The 11,511-nt window shown below is 38.0% G+C and carries 10 protein-coding genes; all 10 read right to left on the reverse strand.

Annotation, left to right across the window (positions count from 1 at the left end):
- Positions 1–31 precede the first annotated feature (31 nt).
- Positions 32–1,732: an arginine--tRNA ligase gene (gene argS / locus MBBTH_RS10685; protein ID WP_116593023.1), complete on the reverse strand. Its 1,701-nt coding sequence runs from the start codon at positions 1,730–1,732 to the stop codon at positions 32–34.
- Positions 1,733–1,750: 18 nt separating this feature from the next.
- Positions 1,751–2,176, reverse strand: coding sequence for a signal peptidase I (locus MBBTH_RS10690; RefSeq protein WP_116593024.1), 426 nt, complete (start codon positions 2,174–2,176; stop codon positions 1,751–1,753).
- Positions 2,177–2,180: 4 nt separating this feature from the next.
- On the reverse strand, positions 2,181–3,455 hold the full coding sequence (gene hemL, locus MBBTH_RS10695; protein WP_116593025.1) for a glutamate-1-semialdehyde 2,1-aminomutase: 1,275 nt from the start codon (positions 3,453–3,455) through the stop codon (positions 2,181–2,183).
- Positions 3,456–3,464: 9 nt separating this feature from the next.
- Positions 3,465–4,094 carry a cobalt-precorrin-8 methylmutase gene (locus tag MBBTH_RS10700; RefSeq protein WP_116593026.1) on the reverse strand — a complete coding sequence of 210 codons (630 nt, stop codon included), beginning with the start codon at positions 4,092–4,094 and terminating at the stop codon, positions 3,465–3,467.
- Positions 4,095–4,171: 77 nt separating this feature from the next.
- A complete protein-coding gene (locus MBBTH_RS10705; protein ID WP_243409826.1) occupies positions 4,172–5,413 on the reverse strand; it encodes a BaiN/RdsA family NAD(P)/FAD-dependent oxidoreductase in 1,242 nt (413 codons plus the stop codon).
- Entirely contained in the window at positions 5,371–6,690 is a 1,320-nt protein-coding gene (aspS, locus tag MBBTH_RS10710; protein ID WP_116593028.1) for an aspartate--tRNA(Asn) ligase, read from the reverse strand. The genes MBBTH_RS10705 and aspS overlap by 43 nt, the downstream gene beginning before the upstream one ends.
- A gap of 721 nt (positions 6,691–7,411) precedes the next feature.
- Positions 7,412–7,951 (reverse strand): acyltransferase, encoded by a 540-nt coding sequence (locus tag MBBTH_RS10715; protein ID WP_116593029.1) that lies wholly within the window; start codon positions 7,949–7,951, stop codon positions 7,412–7,414.
- Positions 7,952–9,229 carry a histidinol dehydrogenase gene (gene hisD / locus MBBTH_RS10720; protein WP_116593030.1) on the reverse strand — a complete coding sequence of 426 codons (1,278 nt, stop codon included), beginning with the start codon at positions 9,227–9,229 and terminating at the stop codon, positions 7,952–7,954.
- A 7-nt stretch (positions 9,230–9,236) separates the two neighbouring features.
- Positions 9,237–10,886 carry a dihydroxy-acid dehydratase gene (gene ilvD / locus MBBTH_RS10725; RefSeq protein ID WP_116593031.1) on the reverse strand — a complete coding sequence of 550 codons (1,650 nt, stop codon included), beginning with the start codon at positions 10,884–10,886 and terminating at the stop codon, positions 9,237–9,239.
- Positions 10,887–11,152: 266 nt separating this feature from the next.
- On the reverse strand, positions 11,153–11,511 hold a 359-nt coding region (locus tag MBBTH_RS10730; RefSeq protein WP_207773370.1), incomplete at its 5' end, for a transposase.

The following is an 11,511-nucleotide window of genomic DNA, read 5'->3' on the forward strand; positions in this document are numbered from 1 at the left end:
AAGAAATTAAAGATGAGTTAATTTTACTCATCTACATTTTTTCAGGTGCACTTACACCTAAAATGTCTAAAGCGTTTTTAATAGTTATTTTTGCTCTATCAACCAAAATCAGTCTGGTATCTTCCACATCAGAACCAATTACCTGTTCTGTTTTGTAGAACTTGTTGAATGAGCCTGCCAAATCCTGTGCGTATTGTGTGATATTGTGAACCCTCTTTTTGTTAGCACAATCTTCAACCACCTGTGGGAATTTAGCGATTTGGCGAATCAAGTCTTGTTCCGCCTCGTCAGGACTCCATTCATCGCTGACTGTTAATGAGCTAATGTCCTTGCCTGATTTCTTAAGCAATTTGCATGCCCTTGCATGTGCATATTGGATGGATGCGCAGCCTCTTTCAAAGCTTAATGCCTCATCCCACTTGAATGTCAAGTGCTTTTCAGGGGACAGTTTTGCAATGAAGAATCTTACGGCACCGATACCGATATCCTCTGCCATAGGAGCGATTTCATCATCGGTCAAGTCAGGGTTTCTTGACTTGATTTCATCGGTTGCCCTTTTGACGGCCTCATCAATCAAATCATCAACAGATACGAATTTACCTCTTCTTGTTGACATTGATCCTTCAGGCAATGTGATGAACTCGTAGAATATTACTTCAGGAGGTGTCTGTCTGAATATCTCTTCAAATATTACCTTGATTTGTTTTGCGGCCAACTTATGGTCTGAGCCTAAAATGTCAAGTACTGTATCTCCCAAAGTGGCTTTGTATTTGTGGTAAGCCAAATCACGAGTTGAATAAAGTGATGTGCCGTTTGAACGGCGCAATACAAATTCCTTTTCAATGTTGAAGTCTGTGAGATCGATGTAGAGAACATCATCCTCACGGGTGAACCCTTCCCTTTGGATATATTTTACAAGGTCGTCGACTTCACCGCTTCTTATGAACTGTCCTTCCCATACAAAATCATCGTGATTTATATTAATTCTTTGAAGTGTTTCCTTCATTCCGGAAAGACAACTTGAAACTACTTGCTCGAAGATTGCATTTAATTCCTCGTCTTCGCCTTCTTCATATTTTTGAATTAATTCATCTACCTTGTTTGCTAAATTTTCATCCTCTTCAACAGCCTTGTTGGCATCATAGTATAGCTTTCCGATTTTGTGGTCTAATTTCTCACCTTCATAATCCTCAATCTTTAGGCCACATTCGGTTATGCCGCACACGATGATTGCAATCTGCCTTCCCATATCGTTAACATAATATTGGGTTTCGACGTCCCTTCCTGCAAGTTTCAAAAGCCTTGCAAGGGAATCACCGAAAATGGAGTTTCTGATGTGTCCGATGTGCAATGGACCATTCGGATTTGCTGAAGTGTGTTCCAAAATAATCTTTTCGTCATATTCCGGAAGCTGACCGTAGTTCTCGTCAACCTTTTGCAACAACAATTTTGAGAACTTGTCATAATCTATGAAGAAATTGACATAAGGTCCAAAGTTTTGAACTTTAGAGAAGATTTCCGGAACTTCAATCTTTTCGACTAGTTCCTTTGCAACTTCAGGAGGTGAAGTTCTCAACTTTTTAGTAAGTGCAAAAGCGATAGTACTTGCAAGATCCCCTAATTTAGGATTAGGAGGAAATTCCAGTTTAAAATCCCTATCAATTTCAACATCATATTGATCTAATGCCTTATTGATGGCATCAATAGCTTGTTTTTCAATTTCAAAATACATTAACTCACCTTATAATAATTATAAACCTCTTAGCCAGAGGGAAAGATAACCAATTTTTGGAATGACAACCAAATTATCGCCTAATGTCACTACTTTTTCCTGTATTTGGCTTGCTTTAACATAATAAGGGTCTGCACGGTCATTGTTATCCCCCTTAATCACATACATCGTAGTTCCATTAATGTCCGTAATGTTGATGACCCTGTGAATCACCGGCTGGTCATACCATGCCGCATCATAAACGACAACATCACCCACTTGCACCTCTTCAGGGTTGAACTCATCAATGCCAAAGAAATTGGCCTTTTGAACCATCACGATGTCTCCCCTGTAAAATGCAGGTTCCATACTTCCTGAAACAACCACATTCAAGTGTTGTGCGGCAATCAAGACAATAATAAGAATTATTGCATAGGATGCAACTTCTTTCCAATCGATTTCCATTATATTACCTTCTTCTTTTTTTGAATGCTGCTCCCAATCCTAATTCAATAGCATCAGAAGTCTTTTGTAAATCCTCCATACTATGAGCATTTGAAATGAAATTACACTCAAATTGAGATGGAGGGATGAATATGCCTTCTTTCAATAATGTCTTAAAGTATCTCAAGAATATCTTTCTGTCAGATTCCTGCGCATCGGCATAATTGTAAACTGGTGCAGGATTGAAATAAATTTGAAACATTGAAGCGAGTCCAACAGGCTGAACGTTATAGCCCTCATCATCAATGATTGATTGAATGTTTCCTCTAAGGAAATTGCCTTTTCTTTCCAATTCCTTATAGAAAGAGTCATCCAATTGTGCCATTGTGGAAATGCCCGCCTGGACAGATATCGGATTTCCGGAAAATGTTCCTGCCTGATAAACCGGACCTTGTGGAGCTATCAATTCCATAATCTCTTTTTTACCACAGAATGCTCCCATTGGAAGTCCTCCACCGACAATCTTACCCAATGTGGTTAAATCAGGAGTGACGCCATAATATTCCTGAGCTCCTCCACGGGAAGCTCTAAAACCGGTGATCACCTCATCAAATATTAAAACTATGTTATTCTCTTCTGTGATTTTTCTAATAAACTCTAAAAATCCTGGTTTTGGTTCAATGCAACCGACATTACCCATTACCACTTCCATAATGATACAGGCAATGTTTTCTCCTTCTTTCTCAATCAGTTCGGTGAGAGCCTCTTCATCATTGAACGGGACTGACAATGTGTTTTTAGTAGTGTCTTCAGGTATGCCCGGACTGTCAGGAAGAGTTGCAGCTCCGGAACCGCCTTTAACAAGCACATAATCATGAGCTCCATGATATGCCCCTTCAAACTTAACTATCTTGTCCCTGCCTGTGAAACCACGTGCCAATCTGATTGCACTCATTGTGGCTTCGGTTCCACTATTACAGAATCTCACCATTTCAGCGGATGGAATCCTGTCAATGACCTCTTTTGCAAGGGTAATCTCATTTTCGGTAGGAGCGCCATAGGCTGTACCGATAGTCAATTGGTTGGAAACTTCCCTTACAACTTTAGGATTAGCATGACCCAAAATTAAAGGACCATAAGCTAAACAATGGTCTATGTAAGTTTTACCATCTTCATCTGTGATTTTAGATCCACCAGCACTTTTAACAAAAAATGGATAAGGTTTAAAAGCCCTTACAGGAGAATTTACTCCGCCAGGGAAATACTTTTTTGATTCATTGAACAATTCTTCGGAATACATTTTATCACACTATAAATGTTGTATTAATGAGTTTACACATGCTACAGCAATCGGTGTTCCGCCTTTAGGTCCTTCAACAATAATGTTTGGAATTTCTGAATTGTGTAAAGCCTCTTTTGAATCTGCGGCTCCTACAAAACCAACTGGAACTCCGACAATAGCTTTAAGATTCATTTCACCTTTTGCATATAAGTCCATAGCTTCAAAAACAGCGGTTGGAGCATTACCTGAAACGACAATACCTTCAAAATCATTTGAAGCTGCATAACGCATTGCTGCAGCCGCTCTTGTAATCTGATTTTCCTTTGCGATTTTGACTACTTCCTCGTTTTTGATATAACACTCAACTTCCCCTTCATATCTTGTGATTCCATATTTAACCATGTTAATGTCAGTTAAAATGGTCTCCTTATTTCTAAGGGAAGCCATAGCTGCATCTACAAAATCGGGACTGATTTTAACCAATTTTGCATATTCAGGATCTGCAGTTGAGTGTACAATCCTTTCAACGATGTCTCTTTCTATAGGTTCTAAATCTTTGACATCATCTCCAATAAGGCCACGGATAATTTCACGACTTTTGTTTGCAATATCCAAACCTTGTTTAGTTGATGCACCCATGAACATTTTGTCTGTCATAAACTAATTTTTGAATTATATATATGTTAAATATTTTGTTAGTTTATATAAAATAAAATCAAAATGCTGATTGGAAATTATTTTTCACTGGCTGAAATACCTGCCAGGTACCCTGTTGAAAATGCAATTTTAAGATTATACCCGCCGGTAGGTCCATGAGCATCCAAAACCTCACCTGCAAAATATAAACCTGGTGTTAATGTAGACTCCATTGTTTTTGGGTTTATATAATCCAAATCAACACCACCAATAGTTATTTTGGCCAATTTGCTGTTGAAACCAGTGATTTTAAAAGTGAATCTCTTAAGATTTTCAATCAATTTATTCTTGCTTTTCTTATTGATTTGGGATAATATAATGTCCTTTTCAATTCCTATTTCATCTAAAAAGAAATTGATGAAGCTGTTTGTCAAAAATAGTTTCAAGTAGTTTTTCAAGTGGGTCTTGCCCTTGGCTTGAAAGTCTTTTGTGAACTTCTCCTTCAGATTTTCACGTGAAAATTCCGGGCATAAATCAATAGCTATCTCCAAATCCAAATCGGGCTCATTTTCTAATAAGCTATATGTTATATCTCGGGATATCTCATTGCTCAGGTTTATGATGCCTGGGCCTGTCAGGCCAACATGTGAAAACAATACATTTCCCCTGACCTTGCTTTTCTTATAACTTATAATGACATCATACAGTGTTACTCCCGCAATATCTGACAAATCCCTTTTGGTTATCAATGGAGTGAGGCCATATTTGATGTCTGTTATAGGATGTGAAGTCAATGAGTAATTACTGATGTTGCAGCCCGTTTGCGGGTAGGTTACTCCGCCTGTGGCGATGATGATCTTCTCCGCTTTGATTTCATCATTGATGATAAAGCCTTCAGTTATAGTTTTAACTTCGAAGTTATAAGTTATACTTACATCTTCAAGAAGTTCGGTCAGACCATCAAGGACATCCCTTGATTTTCCGCTTTCGGGAAAAATTCTATTGTCATCCTCCTCAACAAAATCAAAATCAAAAAGCGCGAGTAAATCCTCGTTTGTAAATGAGTAAAATGAGTGTTTTAAAAAGTTTTTATTGTTAAAAAAAGTTAATAGCTGTTTGATTGGTTTGGAATTTGTAATATTGCATCTTCCACCTCCAGTCAAGAGTAGCTTGCGACCTAACTGGGAGTTTTTTTCAAGCAATATCACATTAGAGGAATTTTGACTGGCTGCGATTGCAGCCATGATTCCTGCTGGTCCTCCACCAATAATAGCTATATCGTATTCCTTCATAGAATCTAAGGAGTTAATCTGTGTCTGTCCCTTGGGAAGAGTACACATTCACGGATGTTTTCAGCACCGGTAAGTACCATGGTTAATCTGTCAGCACCGACTCCCCAACCTGCGTGTGGAGGCATTCCGTATTCAAACGCTTTCAAGTAGCTGCCAAATCCTGCAGGGTTCAATCCTCTTTCCTCGATTTGTTTTACGAGCAAGTCATATTGGTGTACACGGGTAGCACCTGAGGATAATTCTAAATTGTTATACATTAAGTCAAATGCATGAGAGTATTGTTCTTCGCCTTCAACAGGCATTACGTAGAACGGTTTGATTTCACTAGGCCATCTGGTAAGGAAGTAGAATCCTCCCATTGTGTCTCCTAAAGCCTTTTCAGCTTCACGGGATAGGTCTTCTCCCCATTCCATAGGAACATCTTTTGAGTTTACGATGTCAACGGCTTCATCATAGGTGACTACAGGGAAATCCCCTTTAGGAACTTCAAGCTCATGACCCAATACAGCCAATTCGTCAGCACAGTTTTCGTTGACGTCTTTCAATACATTGATGAGCATGTCGTTTAGGATTTTCATTACATCTTCATCATCAGCAAATGAAGCTTCTGCATCTATGGAAACGGCTTCGTTCAGGTGTCTGAGTGTATCATGCTCTTCTGCTCTGAAAATCTGACCGATTTCAAATACCTTGTCCATTCCAGCAGCCATCATCATCTGCTTGTACAGTTGTGGGGACTGGCCTAAAAATGCCTCTTTTTCAAAGTATGTAATCGGGAATAATTCTGTTCCTCCTTCGGTAGCAGATGCCACTAATTTAGGAGTGTTGATTTCATAAAATCCATTATCATAGAAGTAATCTCTTATGGTATGGAACATTTGTCCTTTGATTTTGAAAATAGCAGAAACGTTTTCCTTTCTGATATCCAAGAATCTTGAATCTAATCTTGTGTCTATTCCTGCTTTTACCTTTTCTGTTGGATCCATCGGTAAAGGTTGGTTAGCCAAGTTCAATACTTTGACTTCTTTAGGAATGATTTCAACACCGTTTGGTGCTTTTCCAGCTTCCTGTACTAAACCTTTTATCGCTACAACGGACTCTTTTCTGAATTCTCTTAATTCTTCCATTATTTTTTCGTCAACTTTTTTGCTTGGAGCGGTTACTTGAACTCTGCCTGTAACATCACGAATGATGACAAACATGATCCCGCCGAAATCACGGATTTCGTGCACCCAACCCATGATTGTGATGTCACTGCCTGCAATTTCAGGAGTACATTCACTAGCGTAGTTTGTTCTTCTCCAATCGTTTAATAAACCTTGCAAATTATTCACCTCGAGGTTTGTAAAAATAATTTAATTAAATTATTAAAAATTTAAAAATAAGTGTTGTCTAAGTTTATAGGAAAAACCCATAAACTACTACCAGATTAGACAACTGTTTATTACCTGATTTCTTTCTTGTATAGAAAGTGGCGAATATGAAAAAACATATTCTATAATAAAATAGAATAACATAATATATAAAGTTAACTAAACTATTCAATAACAAGTTATTTTTAAAAATAAAGATATGATTAATTATTAAATATAAAAAATAAGGATTATGAGAAGAAATTAAGATAAAATAAGAAAATATACATTAAATAAAAAGAATTAAATAAGGTTGGGAAGAGTTACGCAAAACTTCCAGCTGGTAGACCTTGAAAAATCAAGAACCAACCTTACAAAATTCATCAGTCATAAGAGATTACCCTAGCCACGGTAATGATTATAGATTACAATGACATCAAGCATAATCAATACTATGTCAAGTACAACCAGAATACCTAACAGAACCATCACCTCCAATACAAGAGGAAAAATAGACATACATAACTAGATTTCCAATCAGGCAATTAAGTTATTAATTCATCTATTGAGTGAAATATATAAAAATCATGATATTTAAATAATGTAGAATCTGTTTTAGCAAAATTAAAGTTATTTCATAAAGTTATAAATGAATTGAAAAATTGTAATGAAAATAAAAAAAGCGGATAAGATATCAGAACTTATCCTTATCCAATGTTTTGACAACCTTGGCAGGAATGCCGACAGCAACCTCATAGTCGCCAATGTCCTTTGTAACGATGGCACCGGCACCGACAATCGCATATTCCCCGATTGTAACACCAGGAAGGATGCTTGCTCCTGCACCGATCCATGCTCCCTTTTTGATGTGAATAGGTTTACATGTTAGAACTTGCCTGTCATACTCATCGTGGTTGTTTGAGAGAAGCTGAACATTTGCGGCAAGCATGACATCATCCTCGATTGTTATTCCGCCACGGGCCATCAGTAATGAGTTGGAGTTGATGAAAACATTATTGCCCACTTTCAGACGGTCAAATGCCGCACCAGCAATAGGAGCCATGATTTGACTGTTTTCACCTAAATTATCGCCCAACAGCTCTTTTAAAAGACTGTTGTACTCATCGGTGTTTGGCATTGTGTGATTGAGCTTAAAAACTATTTCTGCCATTTCACCGGCCTTGGTCATTTCCTCTTCAGTCATTTCCCTCATGTCAACTCTTTCAAAATCCATCTAATCATCCCTTAATCTTGTTTTGAATGAGTTTGCATGTGCAAAGAATCCCTCATATTCAGCAATCGGAACAGAAGTTTTTGAAAGTTCTTTCAAACCGTCTCTGGTAAGTCTTTGAACGGTAGGCTTTTTGATGAAGGCTTCAGTGGACAGTCCGGAATACATTTTGGCCCCGCCGCCTGTAGGCAATACGTGGTTTGTTCCGGATCCATAGTCTCCAGCGGCAACAGGTGAATAAGCGCCTAAAAAGATTGAACCCGCATTGTTGATGTGTGATAATGTTTCGTCATCGTCCTTGGTGGATATGATTAAATGTTCAGGAGCGTATTCGTTTGTAACGTAAATTGCTTCCTCAAATGTGTCTGTGATAATGATTTTTCCACTTTTTGATAATGACTCTTCAATGATTTCGCGTCTAGGAGCGGATTCGGTTAATTTCTTAACGAATTCATCTGTTTTGAGAGCTAAATCTTCACTATCTGTCACTAAAAAACATGAAGCGTTAGGATCATGCTCTGCCTGTGCCAAAATATCTGTTGCTAAAAATTCAGGATTTGCAGTTTCATCAGCTAAAATCAGCACTTCAGACGGACCTGCCGGAAACTCAATATCTACTTGACCATAGACAAGTTTCTTTGCGGCAGTGACAAATATATTTCCAGGACCAACAATCTTTTCCACTTGAGGAATTGATTCGGTTCCATATGCAAGCGCTGCAATTGCCTGTGCTCCTCCAACCTTATATATCGCATCGGCACCTGCAATGTCGGCTGCAACCAAAATTGCATCAAGGATCTTGCCGTCCTTTTGTGGAGGGGTGACACAAACCACATTTTCAACCCCTGCGATTTTTGCAGGTATCACTGTCATTAATATTGATGAAGGATATGCCGCTCTTCCGCCAGGTATGTAGCATCCTGCTGAGTTAATCGGCCTTACAATCTGGCCGGCAACTATTCCGGGATTGACTTCCATTTCCCATTCAGATGGAATTTGCTTTTTATGAAATCTTTCGATATTATTTGCAGCATTTTTCAAAGCGGTCAATAATTCATCATCCAATGTTTCATATGCCTCTTCAATTTCATCTTTGGATACTTTCAAATTTTCTATTAGAACACCATCAAATTTTTCAGTATATTGGCGAATTGCCTTATCTTTTTCTATTCGAACATTTTCCAAAATCTCAGATACTGTCCCCAAAACATTATTGACATCCTGTTCTGACCTTTTAATTGTATCTTCCAAATCAATTTCAGAGTATTTTAATATTTCCATGATTACACTACCTTAAAATAGCACCGGTGTCTGCTGAGTGAACAAGCTTTTGATATAATGCCAACCATCCTGAAACATCACTTTCAGGGTGTTTAACTTCTTTTAACCTTGCTTCGATTTCTTCATCGGACAACTCGACACTGATGGATCTGTTCTCAATGTCTATTTCTATGATGTCACCATTTTGAATTGCAGCAATAGGTCCGTCTTCCCTTGCCTCAGGGGATACATGTCCGATACATGGCCCTCTGGTTCCTCCTGAAAATCTTCCGTCGGTTATAAGTCCGACATCCTTGATGTTCATTCCTGCAAGAGCGGAAGTAGGGTTTAACATTTCACGCATTCCAGGTCCTCCTTTAGGCCCTTCATATCTGATTACCACAATGTCACCCTCTTCGATTTCGTGGTCAAATATTGCCTTTGTAACGTCCTCTTCTGAATCATATACCTTTGCAGGCCCTTTAAGATGCATTAAGTTATCTGCAACAGCACCTTTTTTAACTACACTGCCGTTAGGTGCAAGATTACCTTTAAGGATTGCTATTCCCCCATCTTTATGTACAGGATTATCTAAAGTATGGATAACATCGGTGTTTTTGTTTTCAACACTTTCCAGGTTCTCAGCAATAGTCTTTCCTGTTACGGTCAGCTGATTGGTGTCAATCTTATCTCCCAATGTTTTAAGAACTGCCTGGATACCACCGGCCAGGTGCAGGTCCATCATTGAATCCTCACCTGCAGGAGAGATAAGTGCAATGTGGGGAACGTTTCTTGATATTTCATCAAACAATTCCAAATCAACATCAATGCCGTCGACTTCACTGGCGATTGCAGGTATGTGAAGTGCTGTATTGGAAGATCCTCCCAATGCCATGTCAACCGCAATGGCGTTGTTGAAGGCTTCCTGAGTCAAAATGTCTGAAGGTTTGATATCATCTTCAACAAGCTTGATAATCTGCTTACCTGATTCAAATGCAATCTGGTTATTCTCTTCGGTTCTTGCATGGGTTGTAGCGCAGGTTGGAAGGGAAAGGCCGAATGTTTCGGTTATGCATGCCATTGTATTTGCTGTGAATAGTCCGGAGCAGCTTCCTGCACCAGGACAGGCGCATTTTTCAAGTTCAGTTACTTCCTCTTCAGTCATTTTTCCTGCAGAATAAGCGCCGACTGCCTCAAATACTGTAATCAAATCAGCAGGTTTACCATTATACTCACCTGATGCCATCGGTCCACCTGTAACTACAATTGAAGGCACATTCACTCTAGCAGCTCCCATTATCATGCCCGGAACCACCTTGTCACAGCTTGGAATCAATACCAATCCATCGAAAGCATGGCCTTTTGTCATGCTTTCAACAGTCGCTGCGATAATCTCTCTTGAAGGAAGGGAATATTTCATTCCTTCGTGGTTCATGCTGATTCCGTCACAAACCGCCATGGTATCAAATTCAAATGGAATACCTCCAGCAGCCACAATACCTTCTTTTACAAATTCAACAAGCTCTCTTAAGTGAATATGACCAGGAACAATGTCTGTAAAACTATTTGCTATACCAATAAATGGTTTTTTAAAGTCATCATCATCAAGTCCACAAGCTCTTAGTAATGATCTGTGTGGGGCTCTTTGAATTCCTTTTTTTACACTATCACTTTTCATTTAATCACACAATATAATTTAATCAATAATATATATCTCATTAATAACTTTTAAAATATTGGAATTGTGTGAAAATGTTGAATCTGTTTGATTGAATGTAGATAAACAATATTGTTTTTTAAAGATTGTGTGAATGGATCAATATATTGAAAAGTAAGTATTTTTAAATGACAGTTTTTTGAGAATAAGTGATGAATTTTTATTGGTAAATTCTATTAAATTGAAATGGGAGTGTCCGCTATTTCTCCTTTGAATTTTTTTTTAATTTAATTTTTGAAATCTATGATTTTATCATGTTCAATTATGTAATTATTTGTCCATTTGTCAAATATGTTTATGTTTGTTTGTTGTTTTTGTTTTTCTTTCTTTATTTCATTTAATATTTTGTTTAGAGTTTTGTTATTGATGTGTTTGTGTATTTTTTTGATGTTGTGGGTTGTTGTTGTTCGTGTCATTTCGTTATTTGCTTTTTTTATTCCTTTTGTTTTTATTCCTCTGAAATTACGTGATTCAAGTAAAATTGCGAATCCTCCTTCTGCGTAGGGTCCTCTGCCTGCATATGCGTTTTGTCCGTATTCTGTGTAGTATTCATTTTTTATTTTATCTAAAATGGGGTCAAATTTCT

Source organism: Methanobrevibacter thaueri, assembly GCF_003111625.1.
Classification (GTDB): domain Archaea; phylum Methanobacteriota; class Methanobacteria; order Methanobacteriales; family Methanobacteriaceae; genus Methanocatella; species Methanocatella thaueri.

Excerpts from the sequence above, each read along its gene's own strand:
- MBBTH_RS10705 (WP_243409826.1), bottom strand. The coding sequence starts at position 5,413 with ATGTGTACTCTTCCCAAGGGACAGACACAGATTAACTCCTTAGATTCT.
- MBBTH_RS10700 (WP_116593026.1), bottom strand. The coding sequence starts at position 4,094 with ATGACAGACAAAATGTTCATGGGTGCATCAACTAAACAAGGTTTGGAT.
- MBBTH_RS10690 (WP_116593024.1), bottom strand. The coding sequence starts at position 2,176 with ATGGAAATCGATTGGAAAGAAGTTGCATCCTATGCAATAATTCTTATT.
- hisD (WP_116593030.1), bottom strand. The coding sequence starts at position 9,229 with ATGGAAATATTAAAATACTCTGAAATTGATTTGGAAGATACAATTAAA.
- argS (WP_116593023.1), bottom strand. The coding sequence starts at position 1,732 with ATGTATTTTGAAATTGAAAAACAAGCTATTGATGCCATCAATAAGGCA.
- hemL (WP_116593025.1), bottom strand. The coding sequence starts at position 3,455 with ATGTATTCCGAAGAATTGTTCAATGAATCAAAAAAGTATTTCCCTGGC.
- ilvD (WP_116593031.1), bottom strand. The coding sequence starts at position 10,886 with ATGAAAAGTGATAGTGTAAAAAAAGGAATTCAAAGAGCCCCACACAGA.
- MBBTH_RS10715 (WP_116593029.1), bottom strand. The coding sequence starts at position 7,951 with ATGGATTTTGAAAGAGTTGACATGAGGGAAATGACTGAAGAGGAAATG.